This window comes from Streptomyces sp. NPDC046925 (genome assembly GCF_040644915.1).
GTDB lineage: Bacteria > Actinomycetota > Actinomycetes > Streptomycetales > Streptomycetaceae > Streptomyces.
In genome coordinates, this window is the sequence record NZ_JBEYWZ010000004.1 from 218,635 (window position 1) to 238,370 (window position 19,736).

Consider the following 19,736-nt stretch of genomic DNA (forward strand, 5'->3'; position numbering starts at 1 on the left):
TCGCGCCCTAAGGAGGAACCGTGGGCATCCGCAGACCCGCCATATCGACCGCCGTGGCCGCCGCCCTGATCGGGTCGCTCGGCGTGCCGCTCGTCGCAGGCACCGCATCCGCGAAGGACGGCGCCACCACCGTGCGCGAGGACTTCGACGGCGACGGCTACCAGGACGTCGCCGTCGCCGCCCCCGGCGCGAAGGTCGGCGGCCATGTCTGGGCCGGCTACATCACCATCAGGTACGGCTCGGCGCAGGGCATCGATGCCGCGCGTACCACGGTCATCAGCCAGGACAGCCCCGGCGTGCCCGGCGCCTCCGGCGACAACCAGGGCTTCGGCTACGCGATGATCGCCCGCGACCTGGACGGCGACGGCCTGACCGACCTGGGTCTGGTCACCCGCGAATACCGTCCGGAGGACAACGTCGGCGGATCGGTGATCGTCCTGTGGGGCCGTAAGTCCGGCATCACCGGCGAGGGCGCCGTCCGTGTCGGGGCACCGGCGAACGCCCAGGTCGGCGAGGACATCACCGCGGGCGACTTCGACAATGACGGGCACACGGACCTGTTCATGCGCAACGGCGACGACTACGACTACCACGACGTGCTCTACGGTCCCTTCGAGCGGGACGGCGCCCCCGCCCGCGAGCAGCAGGTGAAGGTCTACAGCACCGACAACTCCATCAACTCCACCGCCGCCGGCGACTTCAACGGCGACGGCATCGAGGACCTCGCGACCTTCTACGTCTACGAGAACCACGCCGAGGGCGGAAAGCTGTGGCTCGGCACCAAGTCCGGCCTCTCCACCGTCCCCCAGCGCCTGGACTCCGCCGCCGGCACGGCCGTCGCCGACTTCGACCAGGACGGTTACGCCGACCTCGCCACCCGCATCTTCCCGAACGGCGACACCGAGGGCACCGAGGAGGACCCCGGCACCGTCAAGATCTACTACGGTTCGCCGTCCGGCCCCAGCCAGACCCGCACGCAGACGATCACGCAGAACACGGCGGGCGTGCCCGGGGCGAGCGAGAAGGGCGACCAGTTCGGCGGGCGGCTGAGCACGGGCGACACCAACGGCGACGGCTACCCCGACCTGGCCGTCGGCGTCCCCGGCGAGGCCATCGGCACGAAGGCGAAAGCCGGTGCCGTGGTGGTGCTCAAGAGCGGCAGGAACGGGCTCACCGGCACGGGCGCCCAGGCCTTCCACCAGGACACGGCGGACGTACCGGGTGTCGCGGAGTCCGGCGACCGGTTCGGCGGGTCGGTGCGCCTGCTCGACGTGACGGGCGACGGCAAGGCGGACCTGACGGCGGGCGCGCCGGGCGAGAACCTGGGCAGCGTCGTGAACGGCGGCGCGGTGTGGCTGCTGCGCGGCTCCGCCTCCGGCGTGACGGCCTCGAAGTCGGCCGCGCAGAACCCGACGGACATCGGCGCACCGGCGCAGAAGGCACTGTTCGGCCTGAACCTGAGCGGCGACAACGGCCCCGGCGTGGTGATCCCGTAAGTCCGGCCGCCTGCCGCTCTACGGTCGGGAGCGGGGGAGGGGTGTTGGCCGCGGGGCACCGGATCGTGATTCGGCGGCCAACACCCCTGTGACCGACCGATATCCGTGTGACTGGGCTTGAGAGGTGTGGAAGCCTGCGGGGATGCCAGCAGAGCTGCGCGAACACGCAGGCCGCCACTACGCCGTCCAGTTCCACTACGCCCTGCCCGACGACGCCTGGTGCGTAGAACTGAGCGAGGCCGTCCGCGCGCCGGAAGCATGGGCGGACGTTCCCGGTGCCGCAACTCACCTGCCCGGCCCGGCCTTCCTGGTGGCGGTGATACCTGACGAGGACCCGGATCTCGAACCGGCCGTCCACTTCCACGGCGACGACGAGCACGTGATCCCTTACGCGATCATGCGGTGGTTCATGGAGAACGTCGCCGAGGAAGTCGAACGGTGCCGCGCCGCTCTGGAGGCGGCCCCGCTCGCACAAGGCGCATGGCCGACGACCTGCGCTCCCTCAGGCCGACCAGGATCGTGCAGTTCGACGTAATGACCGAAGGCCAACTCGCGTTGCACATGCCGGCCCCCTCTCGGTGCGTAGCCGGAACAACCGGAGAGGAGGCCTGTTTCGACTGCCCATCAGGCGCTCACCCCGACACCGGCATCCCGGTGACCGACCTGCCGCTCTCGACCTCCGCAGACGTCTGAGCGACAGCGTCACGCGTTCCGGGCCGCCGGTGCGGCGTCCCGGGAGGCGGACAGCCAGGAGCGGTAGGTGCGCAGAGCCCTTCGCTGCTTGCGCTGTTCGGAGATCAGGGCGCACGCGGGGTGAGTGCCGGGCCGCGGGTCACTGCCGCGGGCCATGCGGTTGAGCTGGTGGCGGACCTGCGCCATGGTCGCGGCCGAGGCAAGAGCCTTGTTGGACCAGGCGACCGGACGCAGCTGACGGCCGGCCTCACCGCCGTCCCGCCACCGGGCAGGCAGGTCCGGGGTCACGGCCAGAGCGGTGCCGATCCCGACGAGGGCCACGCCGCCGGCGAGGACCGTCTCGGCGGTGGCACGGCGGGTGATGCCGCCGGTGAGCATCAGCGGCAGGGGACTGGTCCTGGCCAGGTCCTTCGCCAGGTCGAGGAAGTAGGCCTCGCGGGCCTGCGTGCGGGCATCGGCGGGGCGGCCGGTCATCGCCGGGCTTTCGTAGCTGCCGCCGGAGAGCTCCACCAGGTCGACGCCGAGCGGTTCGAGCATCGCGATCACTTGCCGGGCGTCGTCGGCGTCGAACCCGCCTCGCTGGAAGTCGGCGGAGTTCAGCTTGACCGCGACCGCGAAGGACGGCGAGACGGCGGCGCGTACGGCCCGGACGACGTCGAGCAGCATCCGGGCCCGGTTCTCCAGCGACCCGCCCCACGCGTCGGTGCGCGTGTTGACCAAGGGCGAGAGGAACTGGGACAGCAGGTAGCCGTGTGCGGCGTGGATTTCCACGCCGTCGAATCCCGCCTTCTCGGCGCGGTGCGCCGTGACGGCGAACCGGGTCACGGTGGCCTCGATCTGCGCGGCCGTCATGGCGACGGGGCGGCCGAAGCGGCTGCTGAGCCGGCCCAGATCGACGCCTACCGCGGAGGGACCCCACACGACGCCAGGCATGTCGGACTGGACCTGGCGGCCGGGGTGGTTGATCTGCATCCACAGCTTCCCGCCGCCGGCCTTCCCCGCCTTGGCCCACTGCGTGAACGGCTCAAGCGGCGCGTTCTCGTCGAGTACGACCCCGGCAGGGCCCGTCAGGGCCTCGGCGTGGACCATCACATTGCCGGTGATGAGCAGTCCGGCGCCGCCGGCGGACCAGCGCCGGTAGAGCGTCAGCAGCTCCTGGCCGGGGAGCTGGCCGGCGTCGGCCAGGTTCTCCTCCATGGCCGCCTTCGCGATCCGGTTGTCCAGGACCTGCCCGGATCCCAGGTGCAGCGGCGAGAACAGCTCGCTGATCATCAAAGTTCCCCTCTTCCATCGGTGTCGATTACGATGTATGCGCTGTTCACATTAGGGCGGGATGTTAGCGCCGTAAACATTGAGGAGTGTGACCTGTGCCGCAAGCGGCTGCGTACCACCACGGCGATCTGCGCGCCGCCTGTCTCCAGGCCGCGCGGGAGCTGCTGGAGGAAGATGGCAGCGCCGGGCTGTCCCTGCGTGCGGTGGCCCGCCGGGCCGGAGTATCGGCGACGGCCCCCTACCGCCATTACGCGGACCGCGACGCGCTCGTCTCCGCGGTCGCCGCGGAGGGATACCGCGAACTCGCCCGGGATCTGGCCGCGGCCCACCCCTCACCCTCGACGCCCGACGACCTCGCCTCGGTCGCCGTCGCCTATGTGCGGTTCGCGCTCGACCATCCGGCCATGTTCCGGGTGATGTTCGCCGAGCCGTGCGACCCGACCAGCGAGGAACGCGTCGCCGCGACCGCCCTCATCTCGGCCTACGTCCAGGGCATCGTCGATGGCGCGTTCCCCGGCTCGGACGCGAGCGCTCTGTCGACCACGGTGTGGGCCCTCGTGCACGGCCTGGCATTCCTGCACCTGGACGGCAAGCTCGACACGTCCACCCCCGAGGTGGTCGCCGAACAGGTCCGCGCCGCCGTGCACGCGCTGTTCACCGTGGCCCGGGGCTGATGCGTACCGTGTCGCGGTTTCGGGGCGGAGGGACTGGATGGGTCCGGCGCCTTCTGCCGTGACCGACAGGGTCGGCGCCCGAGGAGGGAGGGGGCCGGGGGTGGATGTCACATCCGTCCGGCGTTGTTCACCGGCGGGTGATGTCAGGGGCGTTCCGCCCCGGCCGTCTCCTCGGCGGTCGTGGCCCCGGTGCGGCGGCGTCCCAGCAACGCGCTGCCCGCGACCACCAGGCCGATCGCGATGATCTTGGCGGCGTGGTAGTAGCCGACCGCCATGTCCTGCGGGGTGCCGGGCAGTCGGAGGAAGACCCACGCTGCAGCGACTCCGCCGAAGGCGATAAGACCGACGGCGCCCCACGTCCCGAGGTCGCCCCACCAGGGCCCTGGGCCGTACTCCGGCTCGTCGGTCGGCTCGGCGTGCTGGTCGGTCACGGTCTGCTCTCCCGTATATGTGGTGGTGATCATGGATCAGGAGGGAAGACGCGGGACCGGAGCGAGCGGTTCACTCGGGACCGCACCAATTCCGGGAGGCAGCAGGTCCGTTCCCCCTCGCGGTTACGCTCGCCCCCCATGTTCGGCCAGTGCGGCTGTGAGGACGACTTCTGTCAGAGCATCCGGACGGCAGATCATCCGCAGGGGCAGCCGTACGGCTCGGGCCATCGTTGTGTGCCGCTCTCGCCCTCGGAGGGGATGCTGATCCTCGACGTTGTGGACGGCCGGATCATGTACATCGAAATCCTCGAGCGGCCGCCCATGGACCGTCGGGACACGTGGACCTGAACGCCCTCGCCCGGGTCGGGGGAGGGCGAGCGCGGTGACGTCGTACCGCTCCGTCAGGCGACGGACGGGCCGTCCGCCTCTTCATCGGCGGAAACGGTAGGCCGCGATCGGTTCCGGTCGCGCGGTACTTGACGCGCTCTAAGGTGATCCGATGGACGTAGGCGCGGTGCTGATCGCGCACTGCGGCGCGGCTGCTACACCGAACTGCACCGGCATGCACGGCAGTTCACCACGGAGCTCCAGGGGGGGGCGGCTCCTAAGCGAACGCCCCCGGGTCCTGGTAGACGCTGTCGAGCGCCAGATACGCGCCGCCGCGGGCCGCGGCGCTGAAGCCCAGGGTCGACAGCACGATCTCGCAGTCACCGGCCTCGGGAGCCATGACCCGCGCCGACAGCTCACCGCGCACCCGGTCCAGGAGATGGTCGCCGAAGTGGGCGAAGTAGCCGCCGAGCACGATGGCCCGGGGGTTGAGGACGTCCACGAGCAGGGCGAGGCCCACCGCGAGGCCGTCGGCGATCTGCTCCAACGCCGCCCGGGTGAGGGCATCGCCCGCGTCGGCGCGGCGGCGCAGCTCCGTCAGGCGTTGCTCCAGATCCACGCTGGGGTCGTGGACCGCGTCGCCGGGCGGCGCGGCGAGCCGCAGCAGGGCGGCCAGGCCGACCATGGTCTCCCAGCATCCGCGGCGGCCGCAGGAGCAGGGTTGTCCGGTCGGGTCCAGGGGCATGTGGCCGATCTCGCCGGCGAATCCCGCCGAGCCGCGCAGCAGGCGGCCGTCGGAGATGATGCCGCCGCCGACACCCGTCTCACCGGTCACGTAGAGCAGGTCGTGGATGTCCGCCGCCGCGGCGACCCGGTACTCGGCGATGGCACCCAACTTGGCGTCGTTCTCGAGGCGGATCGGCAGGGCGCCGGGAGCGAGTCGGGTGCGCAGGCCCTCGGTGACGGCGACGTCCCGCCAGCCGATGTTGGGTGCGTAGGAGACCACGCCGGTGTCCATCCCGATCACGCCGGGGGCCGCGATGGTCACCGCCACCGGGTGCACTCCCCGCGCCCGCAGGGCGTCGTGCGCCTCGCTGATCGCCTCGGCCATGCGGTCGAGGACGGCGTCGGGTGCGCTGCCCCGGGCGTCGTAGGGGATATGGCGTTCGGCGACGAGTTCGCCGCGCAGGTCGAAGGCGATCAGGCTCAGGTAGTCGACGTTGATCTCCACGCCGATACCGCAGATGGTGCGGCCGTCGAGCCGCACGGTGCTGCTGGGTCGGCCGACCGAGCCCAGTCGCTCGGCCTCGCCCTCGCTCACCAGGCCGCGTTCCACCAACTCGCCGACCAAGTTGGTGATGGTGGCCTTGGGCAGGCCGGTCTCGTTCGCGATCTGCGTGCGGGGCCGGGGCCCGGCATCGCGCAGCAGCCGCAGCACCAGGCCGAGGTTGGTCCGGCGCAGCGAGGCGCGGTCGCTCGCCCGCAGGGGCCCGTCGCTGCCCGCGCCGCGTACCCCTGCTCCGCGTAGATCTGCCTTCACCAGGCCTGCTCCTGTTCTGTAGGGCGATCGGGTCCCTCGCCGCCGCCCGTCAAGCGCCAACTCCGGCAAGCGCCGCCGCCCGTCAAGTTAGCCGGTCGCCGCGCACCGCGGGTGAGGTGCCCCCACTCATCTATCGAAAGTCACCGGCCTCAACCCGTTGACGAGGCACTATTTATTTCAGATCCTAGCCGAACTAATTACGGCAAGGAGATGACATGAAGGTGCGGCGGATGCGGGCAGGGGCGCTGGCAGTCGCCGGTGCCATGGTCCTGGTGGCGGGGTGCTCGTCCGGCGACGGCGGATCCAGCGCCGCCGGACAGAAGGTCACACTCGACTTCTGGGGCTGGACGCCGGGCTACGAGGAGGCCGTCGCCCGGTTCAACAAGACCCATCCCGACATCCAGGTCAACTTCCAGAAGACGGCGTCGGGCACCAAGGGCGGCTACACCAAGATGCTCACCGCGGCCAAGGCCGGTAACGCGCCGTGTCTGGCGATGGTGGGCTACGAGACGATACCGAGCTTCGCCGCCGCGGGAGCACTTCAAGACGTCTCCGAGTACGCCGCTGCCCACAAGAAAAAGTTCGCGCAGTGGACCTGGAACCAGGTGACCATCGCCGGCCAGACCTTCGGTGCGCCGCTGGACACCGCGCCCATGGGGCTGTTCTACCGCAAGGACCTGTTCGAGAAGTACGGGATCGACAAGCCGCCGGCCACCTGGAAGGAGTACCGGGCCGCCGCCGAGAAGGTGCACCGCGCCGACCCTGACGTGTATCTGGGCACCTTCGGCAACGACCCCTACACCTATGCGGGCCTGGCCTGGCAGGCCGGAGCCAAGTGGTTCGGCACCAGGAACGACGCCTGGCAGGTCTCCTTCGGCAGCTCCGCCAACACCAAGGTCGCCGGCTACTGGCAGGGGCTCCTGGACGACAAGCTCCTCAAGGCCCACCCCAGCTTCGATCCCTCGCTGTACAAGGACATGGGTGCGGGCAAGGTCCTCTCCGACGTCAACGCGGTCTGGAACGCGCCGATCCTGGCCTCCAGCGCGAAGGGCACCGCCGGGAAGTGGGCGGTGGCGCCGATGCCGGTGTGGGACGCGGACAAGCCCGCGCACGGAAACGACGGCGGCTCGGCCACCGCGGTCATGAAGGGCTGCAAGTACCCCGAGCAGGCAACCGAGTTCGCGATGTGGATGAGCACCGACAAGGACAGCCTGAGCACCCTGATCAAGGCCGCCGGCATCTATCCCGCGGCCACCGCAGGGCAGAGCCACCCCGCCCTGGACAAGCCGGACCCCTTCTACGGCGGCCAGAAGATCTACGACGTGTTCAAGCGGGAGTCCGCTCACATCGACACCAGTTGGCAGTGGGGTCCCACGATGACGCAGGCCTCGACGGACCTCTCCGACGGCCTGGGACGCGCGGGAAAGGGCGGCAGCCCGCTGCCGGACGTCCTGGCCGGGGTGCAGAGCAAGACCGTCGGCGAGCTCAAGCGCCAGGGCCTGAACGTCACCACCCGCTGACCCGCTGACCCGCTGACCCGCTGACCCGCTGACCCGCTGACCCGCTGACCCGCTTATCCGAGGCCCGAGGTCCGAGGCCCGCTGGCCCGAGGCCTGCTGACCCGAGGCCCGAGCGCCACCTTCCGCCCACTGGAGTTCCCCGTGACCCTCTCCGCCCCCGCGGCGGCCACACCCCTGGCCTCCGCACCCCGGCCGGCCGCGCCACCCGGCCGCCCCTCGCGGCACAACCGCCGCCGCGCCAGGACCGCCTGGCTGTTCCTTCTTCCCTTCGCCGCGCTGTTCATGTGCCTGTACCTGGCCCCCATCGGCTACACGCTCTTCGAGAGCCTGTACGAGCAGCAGCGCTCCGGCCTGGGCCTGACCGAGCCCACCACGAGCTTCGCCGGCCTCGGCAACTACCTCACCGCGCTCGGCGACGAGGCCTTCCGCGGCTCACTGCTGCGCGTACTGCTCATCGGCGCGGTACAGGTACCGGTGATGCTGGGCCTCGCGCTCGGCCTCGCCCTGCTGCTCGACGCCCGCCAGACGCTGTTCAAACGGTTCTTCCGGCTCGCCTACTTCCTCCCGTACGCGCTGCCCGGCGTCATCGGGGCGATCATGTGGTCGTTCCTGGTGGCGCCCCGTCTCAGCCCCATCAGCGCGGCGGCCGACAGCCTGGGCCTGCACCTGGACCTGACATCCGACGGCATGCTCGCGCCCGTCATCGGCAACATGCTGACCTGGGGCTGGACCGGCTACAACATGCTGATCATCTACGCGGCACTACAGGCCATCCCCGCCGAACTGAGCGAAGCCGCCCGCATGGACGGCTGCTCCGCGTTCGCCATCGCCTGGCGCATCAAGGTCCCCATGGTCCGCCCGGCCCTCGTACTGACGACCGTGTTCTCCATCATCGGCACCGCGCAGCTCTACAACGAGCCGGCCATCCTGCACAACGTCGCCCCGAACCTCTCCAGCGACTACACCCCCATCTCGGCCGCCTACGCGGCGGTCAACTCCGGGGACTTCAACTACGCAGCCACCCAGTCGGTGATCCTGGCGCTCCTGACGCTGGTGCTGTCCTTCGGCTTCCTGAAGTTCGTCCAGCGACGAGGAGCGGCCCTGTGACGCTCCAGACCCTCACCCGCCCCGCCGAGCCCGCCGCCGCGGTCCCGGCGCGCACCGCCCGCCCGCCGCTGGCACTGTCCCGGTGGCTGGTCCTGGCCGTGATGCTGCTGAGCGCCGGCTACTTCCTGCTGCCGGTGTGGTGGCTGGTCGTCTCCGCCACGAAGACCAGCTCCGGTCTCTTCACCGGCAACGGCTTCTGGTTCGGCGACTTCGCGCTCGCCGACAACGTCCGCGCGGTCTTCACCGCACAGGGCGGCATCTTCTCGCGCTGGCTGCTCAACAGCGCCCTGTACGCGGCGGGCGGCGCGGCCCTGAGCACCCTCATCTCCGCGCTGGCCGGCTACGCCCTGGCCAAGTACTCCTTCCGCGGCCGGGAGTTCACCTTCAACGCGGTGCTCGCCGCGGTCCTCATACCGCAGCCGCTGCTCGCCATCCCGCTGTACCTGATGTTCTCCCAGGTCCACCTGGTCAACACCTACTGGGGTGTGCTGCTGCCCAGCATCGTCAGCCCCTTCGGCGTCTACCTGGCGCGGATCTACGCCGCCGCGTCCGTACCTGACGAACTGATCGAGGCGGGCCGCATGGACGGCGCGGGGGAGGCGCGCGTCTTCGTCACCATCGCGCTGCGGCTGATGTCACCCGCCCTGGTGACGATGTTCCTGTTCCAGTTCGTCACGGTGTGGACGAACTACCTGCTGCCGGTGCTCATGCTGGCCGATGACCGACTGCAGCCGGTCACCGTGGGCATCGTGGGCTGGCAGGCCCAGCGCGGCATCGGCTCGGCAGTGCCCTACAACGTCGTCATCACGGCCGCGCTGGTCTCGGTCATCCCGCTGGTGCTGCTGTTCCTGAGCCTGCAGCGCCACTGGCGCTCCGGCCTCGTCGCGGGGAGCCTCAAATGACCCCCGGCGCCCGGCGGGCGCGCTATCACCTGCGTTTCCAGCTGAGCCCCGGCGACGACATCGCCGCCAGGGCGGGCGCCCTGGCCAAGGTGTGCGGCGAGAACGGCGTCGACGAAGTGGTGCTGCTCCTCGGGGCCGAGCAGCTGTACACCGGCCACCTCGCGGGATCGGACGAGGCGCGCTGGTTCGACGCGGTCGCCGAAGCCCGGGAGATCCTGGCCGGGGCGGGAATGGACGTCAGTCTCAACCCCTGGGTCACCGTCGGCCACGCCGACCGGGGCCGGTTCGACGCGCTCGGCTTCGCGCCCATGGTCTCGCCGACCGGCAGGCCGGCGACCGCCCAGGCGTCCTTCGCCTGCCCGCGCTGGCGCCGCTGGCTGTACGCGCACTACGGGCTCTTCGCGGGCCTCGGCTTCCGGGTGCTGTGGGTGGAGGACGACTTCCGCTTCCACAACCACGCGCCGCTGGACTGGGGCGGCGGCTTCGAGCCGCTCATGCTGGAGCGCCTGTCCGACCTGGCGGGCGAACCCGTCTCCCGCGAGCAGGCGGTCGCGGCCGTCACCGCTCCCGGGCAGCCGCACCCCTGGCGCGGGCTGTTGCAGCAGGTGTGGCGCACGGCCCAGCTGGAGGTGGCTCAGGGCCTTGCGCAGGTGGTCCAGGAGCGCTCCGGAGGCCGCTCGCAGCTGGGCCTCATGAGCTCCGCTCCGGCCATGCACTCCGTGGAAGGGCGGGACTGGGCGGCCCTGTTCGCTGCCCTGTCGGCAGGGCGCGAGGTGACCCACCGGCCGCACTTCGCGCCCTACTCCGACACCCCGGCGCGGAGCCTGACCTCCGCGCTCTGGTCCCTGGAGGCCCAGCGCGCCCTGCGCCCGCGGCAGGTGGCCTGCGAGCCCGAGATCGAGAACTGGCCGCACACCACGTGGTCGAAGTCGGACACCCAGACCTGGGCGGAGATGGTCACCGCCCAACTCTGCGGTGCCGATGCCCTGCTGCTCAACGTCCACCCCACCCGGGCCGAGCGCGCCGAATCCTTCCCGCGCATCGACCGACTGCTGCGCCGCTCGCGACCCGCCCTGGACTGGCTCGCCGAACACCGAACCCAGCAGGCCCTGCCGCTGGGTGTCGGACTGCCCTGGCGGCCCGACACCGCCGTCCGGCTGCCGAACGCGACGGGCACGCTCGACGAGCTTGCGGCCGATCCCTCGGCGACCGCGGACTTCCTCCTGGGCTACGGCGTCCCGGTCACCGCCGGACCCGCCCCCGTCCAGGCCCTCTTCGGCCCGCTCGCCCACACCTTCGACGACGACGAACTGCGCACCCTGCTGCGCGGGGGAGTGCTGCTCGACGGGGCGGCCGCGCACATCCTCGCGCAGCGCGGGCTCGCGGACCTGACGGGGGTGCGCACCGGCGAACCGGTCGCCCGCTCCGGGCGGACCGAGCCGGGACCGTACGCCGTCGAGCGGGTGACCGCCGACGCCCCGGCGGACGAAGGCGTACTCCTGAGCGTGGACGTCCAGCCCGCCCTCGCCCGCCTCGAACCACTGCCCGGCACCCGTGTTCTGACACAGATCCAGACACCCGACGGCCGCGACTGGGGCGCCGGACGCTGCCACTTCGTCAACGCACTCGGCGGACGCGTCGCGGTCCTGGCCGCCACGGCGCCCGCCGAACTGGCCCGCAGCGACGAAGGCCAACGGCTGCTCCACACCACCATCCGCTTCCTGGAAGGAGACACCCCCCGCCTCCCGCTCGTGAGCGGAGCACCCCACCTGATCCCGCACGCGACGCGATCCGGCGACATCCACCAACTGGCAGTGGTCAACGGCAGCGCCGATGCCGCCCACCCGCGCATCCACCTGCCCGCAGCCGCCCGTACGGTGCACGCCACCGTGCTCGCACCGCTCGCCGCACCCCAGCAGGCCGCCACCACGGCGGCCGGCGGCCTGCTGGAACTCGAACCCGCCCTGCCGCACCGGGGCTGGACGGTCATCACCTGGTGAACCGCCCGCCCCGTACCGGCCACCCGTACGGGGCGCAAAGGACATCGACCCGCGGGCCGCTCCCCCCAGCCCCACGAGCGGTCCGACCACGAGAGGAGAACCTGTGTCAGCTCGTTCGAGAACGAGGATCGCCGGTGCGCTCGCCGCGACGGCCGCGGTCCTTGCCGGCACCCTGGCGGCCGCCCCGGCCTCCGACCCGGCGTCCGCCTCCGCACACGCCCCTTCCTACGGCGTCAGCGTCGGCGACAAGGGTGCGTGGACCAACCCCGACGACACACCCGCCAGTACGTACATCGACAAGGACGGCACGTTCCACTACCAGTCCGCGCACGCCCTGTACGCCGCGAACGACCCCCGCAAGTGGACGTTCTACACCGGCAAGGACTTCGACGCGGCGACGCGTGACGCGAAGCTGAGCGACGCGGTGAACCCGGCCAACGCCAAGGACCGCAACAACGACACCACCTGGCGGTGCAACAACAGCCCCACCGGCCGCGAAGCCACGAACGCCCCCGACACCGCGCACTACGCGCAGAAGAACTACTGCGACCTGCTGGGCGTGTGGGTCGATCCGGACACCGGCGACTGGTACGGCCTGGTCCACAACGAGTTCACCCCCAAGCCCTTCGGCGACGGCCTGCACTACGACGCGATCGACTACGCCGTCTCCACGAACCAGGGCAAGACCTGGGACATCAAGGACCACGTCCTCACCTCGCCGTACTCGACCGAGCGCGGCGACGACGCGGCCTTCCCCAACGACCTCTACCACTACGGCAACGGCGACCCGCGGCTCTTCGTGGACACCGCCTCCGGCTACTTCTACGTCTACTACAACTCGCGGGCCATCCCGAAGGGCGGCGTACCGGGCGGTTGGACCGACGGTAGCCGGGCCCATGTGGCGCGCGCCCCGATGTCCGCGAAGATGGCGCCGGGCTCCTGGAAGAAGTGGTACGACGGCACGTGGTCCCAGCCGGGTGTCGGCGGTATGGAGAGCAACATGGAGCCGGTCGACGCGCACAACGGCACGGGATACACGCCCGTCGCCGACGACTACGACCCGGCCAACGACGGCACCGTCAAGGAGCAGCAGGACGCGGGTGAACTGCCCGCGAAGTCCGACCTGCTGACCATGAACATCGCCTACAACGCCTACCTGGGGCTGTATGTCGGACAGCCCGAAGCCATCACCCAGGACAGCAAGGAACCCCAGCGGTTCTACGTCACCGACAACCTTGCCACGCAGAAGTGGAAGCTCATCGGTGACTCCGGCGACTACAAGTCGGGCTCCTGGTACCGCTGGATGCTCGACTCCGTGAACAAGACCGGCTCCACGGTCGTCGGCAAGAACTTCCGCAGCTACTGCTCCTTCCAGTGCTCGGACGGCAAGGACGGCGAGTACTACGACACCACCCTCACCACCAGCGAGCCCGCCGCCCCCGTCAAGGCCGACACTGCCTACACGATCGGCAACGGCACGGGCCGTGTCCTCTCCCAGACGGCCGGCAGCCAGAACACCACCTCGCTGCCCGCGGGCGACACCGGCGCCCGCAGCCGCTGGGTCTTCACGCCGGGCGGCGACGGCTCCTACCGCATCACCAACGCCGCCACCGGGAAGCTGATCGGCGTCGACTCCACCAAGAACGCGGGCCGCGCCTGGGCAGCCAAGATGACGGTGACGTCGGCACCCGGCGGCAAGCCCACCGTGGGCCAGCAGTGGTTCGTCATCCCCGGTTCGACCGCCGACGGCAAGCCCACCGGCACGTTCCGCCTGGTCAACCGCTACAGCGGCCTGGTGCTCGGAATGTCCGATGCCCCGGACCGGCTCACCGAGACGACGCCGACCCGTGCCTGGACCGACACCACCCGGAACCCGGTCGGTGACGGCCGCAGCGCCGCCGAGCAGACACTGACGCTCAAGACCGACGGCCCGCGCAAGGGCTGACGGGGGGGTGGGCGTGTCCCGGGGCAGATCGCCCCGGGACACTCCGGCGTCCTGCCCTCTCGCGGCAGGCGGGTCAGAAGCCGGGGGCGAACAGCAGCGCGGAGCCCAGGGCGCCGACAGCGATCACGGACCCTGCCGCCGCGAGAACAAACGCCTGTGCTTGTACGGCGGTCTTGTCCTCACCCTCGTTCACGGTGCGGCCCATGTCCCACACCGCCTGGATCTGCATGGACGCACCGACAATCACGCCGATCAACACGATGACATCGACCATTCTGCTCCCATTTCTTCCTTCCCCGTCTTTCCCTGAACCGGCGGCGCCACCGCATCGCACCGGGGGACACGCCGCGATTGGCGCACACGCGAAGGGTTCGGAAGGACCATTGGAGTGAGGCCCGCGACGATCGGGGTCGCGCCGGTGCCCACCCCAAGGAAGGCAGGGCGCAGGCGCAATAGCGCCGCACCCGCCGACCGCGGCCGTTTCACCTCTCTGGAACTGCGCAGATGCCAAAGGGTGGAGAATGCGAGGATGTTGGGCAACACACCAGTCGAGATCAACCAGTTCGTCGGGCGGGACACCGACGAGGAACGTCTGACTTCGGCCCTGACGAGCAGCCGGCTCAGCACGCTGACGGGTATCGGAGGTGTCGGCAAGACGCGTCTGGCCATACATGCCCTGCACCAGATGACGGACCGGCACATGGCAGGCCTTGGGGAGCCGCGCTGGGTCGACCTCGGAGCCATCCCGGACGCACGCCTGCTGACGGCGAAGGTGGCCGATACCGTCGGCTTCTCCGACCACAGTGCCGACCCGCGGCTCGACGCCCTCTGCGAGTGGCTGTCCGACAAGCGCCTGCTGCTGGTCCTCGACTCCTGCGAACACCTCGTGCCCGCCTGCCAGAACCTGGTGAGCCGCTTGCTGGCCGCCTGCCCGCACCTCACGATCCTCGCCACCAGCAGACAGCCCCTGGAACTGCGCGAGGAAGTCCGTATCACCCTCGAGCCGCTGCCCTGCGAGACCGAAGCCCTCGACCTGTTCTTCGCCCGCGCCGAGGCAGTCGCCCCTGCCCTGAGGAGAAGAAGCGCGACCCAGGTCGAGGACGCCGCGGAGATCTGCAGACTGCTCGACGGCATTCCCCTGGCCATCGAACTGGCCTCGGCCCAGGTGATGCACAGGCCGCTGCGGGAGATCGCCGCCCGGCTGAGCGCCCATTTCGGAGATCTGGCCGCGCCCGCTCCCGTCTGGCCCCGACGTCACCAGTCCCTGCGTACGGCGATCGGCTGGAGCCATGAACTGTGCCAGCCCCTGGAACGCCTGCTGTGGGCCAGGCTCTCCGTCTTCCGGGGTACCTTCGACGAGGTCTCGGCACGCGCCGTCTGCGAGGGCGGCCCGCTGTCCGGCGACCGCGTCAGCACGGTTCTTGCCCGGCTGGTCGAGAAGTCCGTGGTGGCTCGTGCGACGCCGGGCCGCTACCGCCTGCTGGACACCGTGCGGGAGTACGGCTCGATGTGGCTCGGAGAGCTGGGGGAGGACCGGTCCACGGCCGACCGGCACGCCGACTACTTCCTGGGCCTCGCCCGATCCGCGGACACGGCCTGGGCGGGCCCCGACCAGGTCGAGTGGTATCAGAAGATCGCCCTCGAACACACCGACCTCTGCGCGGCGCTCGACCATCTGCTGGCGAACGAGCCACCGCGGGCGGTCGAACTGGCCGGTCTGGTCGGTTTCTTCTGGAGCTGCTGCGGCCATCTGCCCGAAGCCCGCACCTACTTGGAGCAGGCCCTGCTGGCACACGCCGATTCCAGCCCGTATCACGGACGGGCGCGCTGGGCTCTTGGCGTGGTGCTGGTCCTGCAAGGCGAGCACGACGAAGCAGCGAAGATCGGCTCACGCTGCGCGCGGGACGCGGCGCGCGCCGGGAACACCGAGGAGGGCCTGGCCGCCGCGTACCTGCTGGGCGTCACGCACCTGCTCCAGGGCGAGGCGAGCAGGGCACAGGCGGTCGTCGAGCAGGCCATGCGCCAAGCCCCCGGACCGGCCTTCGCTTCGGCGTCCATGCTGCGCTGCAACCTGGTCCAGGTGTTCGCGCTCACCGGCCTCGGACACCTGGAAACGGCGACCGAGTACGCGACGGCGCTGCGCGCCGACTGCCTCGCCCACGGGGAATGCTGGACCCGCGCGTACGCCGACTACCAGCTCGCGCTGCTCTCCTTGGCCCGGGGCAGGCCCGCACGCGCAGCCGAACACGCCCGCGCCATGCTGGAAGGGAAGCGGCGGCTGGGCGACAGCTTTGGCATCGCTCTGGGCCTCGACGTCCTGGCCGCGGCGGCCGCGGCCCGCGGAGACGGCGAAACGGCAGCCCTGGTCTCCGGAGGCGGCCACACCTACTGGCGGTCGGTGGGGCACTCCCAGCGCGGCACCCCCGAACTGCGTGACCTGCGCGAAGAGTGCTGGCAGTCGGCCCGCACGATGATAGGAGACGAGGCCTTCGACGAAGCCTTCAACCGCGGCGCCGAGGAAAGCCCGGGCACCGTCGTGACTCTGGCGATCTCGGGGAGGCTGCGCAGCGGAGGGTGAGGCAGGCGGTGGCGCGGCACGGGGGAGTCGCGCGACGGCAGCCCGCCTCTCGGGGTACCCCGCTATACGACCGTGCCGGCCCCGCCACGGGCAATCGGCCCGGTTCTGTGCAGCCCCCTGGACGCGACCGGGGCGTCAGAGGTGTCGGCCCCCGTGGTGCCCATTGGCTCCAACGCGTCTGATACCAACGGATAGTGACGGTCGGCGGAGGGTCTCTTCAAGCCTCGAAGGCGCGACGGTCCGGGGGCGGGCATCCACCGCTCGCCTGCCCCAGCTATTGACGCTGGTTTGCGCTGGCTTTACGTTCCTCGACATCTGAGAGCGCTCTCAAGACGCCCTCCCCGTCATGAGTTTGAGGTGCCGTCCATGCCGTACCCCCGCTTACGACCCGTCCCCCACGGAAGACCGGCCGCCGCCCTGGTGCTGGTCGCAGCCCTGGCCGCCATCGGGCTTGGCCCCGCCGCCACCCCGGCGGCGGCAGCCACCGTGCCGGTAGGCTCCGGCAGTTACTCCGACACCCGCCCCGCGGGAACCTCCGGACCCACCACCAACACCGGCACCCCGGTGACTCCCAAGGTCACCGCTGCCGCCAAGGGCAAGCCGGTCCCCACCAACGACTGGTGGTCCTCCCTGGCCTTCCAGCGCTACGGCGACAACCCGTACTCCACCCCGATGTACGGACACCCGCTCACCTACCAGGCCGTCTCCGGCGGCCTTGAGGTCGGCTATCCCACCGATGCCGCCGTCGTCGGCGATGGCCGCCAGTACGAGTACGCGCACAAGCGCGACCTCACCCTCGGCCTGAGCGGCCTCAACTCCGCGGACACCAAGGCCGACGCCTGGTCCGACTGGACCGTCACCCCCTACTGGTCGGACGGCACCCGGACCCTGCGCACCACCATCGGCCACGGCCTGCCCTACGTCTACGCCAAGGGCTCGGGCGGCAACGCCCAGATCACCACCGCCGGCGCGCCGAACGTCTTCGCTGACCAGGGCAACGTCCTCGGCATCACGGTCGGCGGCCACCACTACGCGCTCTTCGCCCCCAGCGGCAGCGACTGGAACGTCTCCGGCTCCACGATCACCGCCGGTCTGGGCTCCAAGGACTACTTCTCCCTGGCCGTCCTGCCCTCCACCGACGCGCTCGCCACGTACAAGAAGTACGCCTACAGCTTCGTCACCGGCTCCAAGGCGACCTGGTCCTCCGCGTCCGGCTCGGTGAAGGCGACCTACACCCTCACCACGCAGGCGCAGGAAGGCAGCGAGACCGGCACGCTCCAGGCGCTCTACCGCCACCAGTGGCTGCACACGAGCGATGCGCTGACCTCGTACACCTACAAGTCGCCGCGCGGCACGATGAAGGTCCGCGAGAGCACGTCGTTCACCACGACCCAGAAGTCCTCGTCCGTCCTGCCCGCGCTCCCGAAGTCCTCGGGTGTCGACCGGGCGCGCCTGAAGGGCTACCTCGACGACGTGGCGAACGCGGCCGACCCCTTCTCGGGCGCCACCGACACCTACTGGACGGGCAAGGCCCTCGGCAGACTCGCCCAACTCGTCCCCGTCGCCGACCAGATCGGCGAGACCGGCACCCGCGACAAGCTCCTCGGCCTGCTCAAGGGCCGGCTCCAGGAGTGGTTCACGGCGGGCGGCGCAAGCGAGTTCTCCTACGACAAGGACTGGAAGACGCTGACCGGCTACCCGGCCTCGTACGGCAGCGACACCGAACTCAACGACCACCACTTCCACTACAGCTACTACGTCTACGCGGCGGCGATCGTCGCCCAGTACGACCAGGCCTGGGCCGCCGACTCGGCATGGGGCGGCATGGTCAAAACCCTCATCAAGGACGCCGCCAACCCCGCCCGCGGCGACTCGGCCTTCCCCTTCCTGCGCGGCTTCGACGTCTACGCGGGCCACAGCTGGGCTTCCGGACACCAGGGCTTCGCCGCGGGCAACAACCAGGAATCCTCCTCGGAGTCGACCAACCTCAGCGCCGCCCTCGTACTGTGGGGCTCGGCCACCGGCAACGCCGAACTCCGCGACCTGGGCGCCTACTTGCTGACGACCGAGTCGGAGGCGATCGCCCAGTACTGGTTCGACGCCGACGAGCAGGTCTTCCCCTCCGGCTTCGGCCATGACACGGCCGGAATGGTGTGGGGCAGCGGAGCGGCCTACGCCACGTGGTGGACGGCCAACCCCGAGGAGATCCACGGCATCAACGCCCTGCCCATCACCGGCGGCTCACTGCACCTGGCGGGACACAAGGCCGCGATCCGGCGCAACCTCGCCGAGATGGTGCGGGAGAACGGCGGTCCTGCCGTCGAGTGGCGCGACATCCTCTGGGAATTCGAATCGCTCGCCGACCCGGCGGCGGCCAAATCCAAGTGGGACGCGGGCAACGCCGGTTACACGCCCGAGCAGGGCGAGTCCAAGGCGCACACCTACCACTGGATCAACACCCTGGACACCCTCGGCGCCCCGGATACGACCATCACCGGCGACATCCCGACGTCGGCGGTCTTCACCAAGGGCACGACACGCACCTACGCGGCGCACAACTTCGGTGCCTCGTCCCGCACGGTCACCTTCTCCGACGGGGCGACCCTCACGGTCCCGGCGCGCTCCACGGCCACGGGCACCGGAACGGGCGGCGGCGACCCGGACCCCGACCCGCCCACGGGCAACGTCTTCCAGCTCCGCGGCGGAGGCACGCTCACCACGGCGACCGGGGCCACCGCGGGCAGCGACACCCTCGCCTCGGCGGGCGGCGCGAACCACGACGGCACCCCGAACCAGCCGCAGGTCTACGAGGCGAAGAAGGTCAACGGCACCCTCACGGCAGGCAAGTCCACGACCTTCCGCCTCCAGGTGGACGCCGGGACCGCGGTCGGCCTGGGCCAGCAGGCCAGGATCAGCTACGACCTCACCGGCGACGGCACCTTCGACCGCACGGAGACCTACCAGTACTTCGCCACCGACCCGGTGAACGGCTGGGAGGCCTACAGCGAGGGCCGCGGCCTCAAGTCGGCGACCGGCTCCCTGGGCAACCTGAAGAACGGCACGGTCCGCCTGGAGGTGTGGTCGGCCATCGGCAACGCCCCGGCGAAACTCCGGACCGGGACCTCCGACTCGACCCTGACGATTCCGTTCGGCTGACGTCGGGTCCGTGTCCACATAAGAGATCCGCTGCCGCTCCTTGCCGCTCCTTCGGGAACAGGCAGGGAGCGGCAGCGGACGATCCGGCGGCCTGC

The 19,736-nt window shown here is 70.6% G+C and carries 14 protein-coding genes and 1 pseudogene; 11 read left to right on the forward strand and 4 right to left on the reverse strand.

Annotated elements, in window-relative coordinates; genetic code table 11:
* The first annotated feature begins 20 nt into the window (after nt 1–20).
* Both ABZ906_RS19380 and ABZ906_RS19385 read left to right on the forward strand, forming a co-directional pair.
* Nucleotides 21–1,496 (forward strand): FG-GAP-like repeat-containing protein, encoded by a 1,476-nt coding sequence (locus ABZ906_RS19380; protein ID WP_361383843.1) that lies wholly within the window; start codon nt 21–23, stop codon nt 1,494–1,496.
* A gap of 477 nt (nt 1,497–1,973) precedes the next feature.
* A pseudogene (locus ABZ906_RS19385) lies at nt 1,974–2,072 on the forward strand (acetoacetate decarboxylase); the annotation flags it as partial.
* 126 nt (nt 2,073–2,198) lie between these two features.
* Here the strand turns inward: ABZ906_RS19385 and ABZ906_RS19390 are convergent.
* A complete protein-coding gene (locus tag ABZ906_RS19390; protein WP_361383846.1) occupies nt 2,199–3,461 on the reverse strand; it encodes an NADH:flavin oxidoreductase/NADH oxidase family protein in 1,263 nt (420 codons plus the stop codon).
* A gap of 95 nt (nt 3,462–3,556) precedes the next feature.
* On the opposite strand from ABZ906_RS19390, the gene ABZ906_RS19395 reads away from it, so the two are divergent.
* Nucleotides 3,557–4,135: a TetR/AcrR family transcriptional regulator gene (locus ABZ906_RS19395; protein WP_361383849.1), complete on the forward strand. Its 579-nt coding sequence runs from the start codon at nt 3,557–3,559 to the stop codon at nt 4,133–4,135.
* A 143-nt stretch (nt 4,136–4,278) separates the two neighbouring features.
* On the opposite strand, the gene ABZ906_RS19400 is transcribed toward ABZ906_RS19395, so the two are convergent.
* On the reverse strand, nt 4,279–4,599 hold the full coding sequence (locus tag ABZ906_RS19400; protein WP_361383852.1) for a DUF350 domain-containing protein: 321 nt from the start codon (nt 4,597–4,599) through the stop codon (nt 4,279–4,281).
* Between the two features lie 105 nt (nt 4,600–4,704).
* Here ABZ906_RS19400 and ABZ906_RS19405 point away from each other — a divergent pair, with 105 nt between their 5' ends.
* Nucleotides 4,705–4,914, forward strand: a complete 210-nt coding sequence (locus ABZ906_RS19405) for a hypothetical protein (RefSeq protein WP_361383855.1) — start codon at nt 4,705–4,707, stop codon at nt 4,912–4,914.
* Nucleotides 4,915–5,170: 256 nt separating this feature from the next.
* On the opposite strand, the gene ABZ906_RS19410 is transcribed toward ABZ906_RS19405, so the two are convergent.
* Nucleotides 5,171–6,433, reverse strand: coding sequence for an ROK family protein (locus ABZ906_RS19410; RefSeq protein WP_361383858.1), 1,263 nt, complete (start codon nt 6,431–6,433; stop codon nt 5,171–5,173).
* Between the two features lie 215 nt (nt 6,434–6,648).
* Here ABZ906_RS19410 and ABZ906_RS19415 point away from each other — a divergent pair, with 215 nt between their 5' ends.
* The 5 genes from ABZ906_RS19415 to ABZ906_RS19435 all read left to right on the forward strand — a co-directional run bounded on the left by ABZ906_RS19415 (nt 6,649) and on the right by ABZ906_RS19435 (nt 13,907).
* Entirely contained in the window at nt 6,649–7,953 is a 1,305-nt protein-coding gene (locus ABZ906_RS19415; RefSeq protein ID WP_361383861.1) for a sugar ABC transporter substrate-binding protein, read from the forward strand.
* Nucleotides 7,954–8,094: 141 nt separating this feature from the next.
* Nucleotides 8,095–9,060: a sugar ABC transporter permease gene (locus ABZ906_RS19420; protein WP_361383864.1), complete on the forward strand. Its 966-nt coding sequence runs from the start codon at nt 8,095–8,097 to the stop codon at nt 9,058–9,060.
* Nucleotides 9,057–9,962 carry a carbohydrate ABC transporter permease gene (locus tag ABZ906_RS19425; protein ID WP_361383867.1) on the forward strand — a complete coding sequence of 302 codons (906 nt, stop codon included), beginning with the start codon at nt 9,057–9,059 and terminating at the stop codon, nt 9,960–9,962. The genes ABZ906_RS19420 and ABZ906_RS19425 overlap by 4 nt, the downstream gene beginning before the upstream one ends.
* Entirely contained in the window at nt 9,959–11,962 is a 2,004-nt protein-coding gene (locus tag ABZ906_RS19430) for a hypothetical protein (RefSeq protein WP_361383870.1), read from the forward strand. Before ABZ906_RS19425 ends, ABZ906_RS19430 begins: the two co-directional genes overlap by 4 nt.
* Nucleotides 11,963–12,065: 103 nt before the next feature.
* Nucleotides 12,066–13,907 (forward strand): RICIN domain-containing protein, encoded by a 1,842-nt coding sequence (locus tag ABZ906_RS19435; protein ID WP_361383873.1) that lies wholly within the window; start codon nt 12,066–12,068, stop codon nt 13,905–13,907.
* A gap of 73 nt (nt 13,908–13,980) precedes the next feature.
* On the opposite strand, the gene ABZ906_RS19440 is transcribed toward ABZ906_RS19435, so the two are convergent.
* Nucleotides 13,981–14,181 carry a hypothetical protein gene (locus ABZ906_RS19440; RefSeq protein ID WP_361187471.1) on the reverse strand — a complete coding sequence of 67 codons (201 nt, stop codon included), beginning with the start codon at nt 14,179–14,181 and terminating at the stop codon, nt 13,981–13,983.
* A gap of 255 nt (nt 14,182–14,436) precedes the next feature.
* Between ABZ906_RS19440 and ABZ906_RS19445 the strand changes: the two genes are divergently transcribed.
* Both ABZ906_RS19445 and ABZ906_RS19450 read left to right on the forward strand, forming a co-directional pair.
* Nucleotides 14,437–16,485, forward strand: coding sequence for an NB-ARC domain-containing protein (locus ABZ906_RS19445; RefSeq protein ID WP_361383876.1), 2,049 nt, complete (start codon nt 14,437–14,439; stop codon nt 16,483–16,485).
* 366 nt (nt 16,486–16,851) lie between these two features.
* Nucleotides 16,852–19,641, forward strand: coding sequence for a glycosyl hydrolase (locus tag ABZ906_RS19450; protein ID WP_361383879.1), 2,790 nt, complete (start codon nt 16,852–16,854; stop codon nt 19,639–19,641).
* The last annotated feature ends 95 nt before the right edge of the window (nt 19,642–19,736 follow it).

What these genes read in the sequence shown, in the direction of transcription:
- ABZ906_RS19390 (WP_361383846.1), bottom strand. Translation starts at nt 3,461, where the DNA reads ATGATCAGCGAGCTGTTCTCGCCGCTGCACCTGGGATCCGGGCAGGTC.
- ABZ906_RS19400 (WP_361383852.1), bottom strand. Translation starts at nt 4,599, where the DNA reads ATGATCACCACCACATATACGGGAGAGCAGACCGTGACCGACCAGCAC.
- ABZ906_RS19405 (WP_361383855.1), top strand. Translation starts at nt 4,705, where the DNA reads ATGTTCGGCCAGTGCGGCTGTGAGGACGACTTCTGTCAGAGCATCCGG.
- ABZ906_RS19415 (WP_361383861.1), top strand. Translation starts at nt 6,649, where the DNA reads ATGAAGGTGCGGCGGATGCGGGCAGGGGCGCTGGCAGTCGCCGGTGCC.
- ABZ906_RS19430 (WP_361383870.1), top strand. Translation starts at nt 9,959, where the DNA reads ATGACCCCCGGCGCCCGGCGGGCGCGCTATCACCTGCGTTTCCAGCTG.
- ABZ906_RS19440 (WP_361187471.1), bottom strand. Translation starts at nt 14,181, where the DNA reads ATGGTCGATGTCATCGTGTTGATCGGCGTGATTGTCGGTGCGTCCATG.
- ABZ906_RS19445 (WP_361383876.1), top strand. Translation starts at nt 14,437, where the DNA reads ATGTTGGGCAACACACCAGTCGAGATCAACCAGTTCGTCGGGCGGGAC.
- ABZ906_RS19450 (WP_361383879.1), top strand. Translation starts at nt 16,852, where the DNA reads ATGCCGTACCCCCGCTTACGACCCGTCCCCCACGGAAGACCGGCCGCC.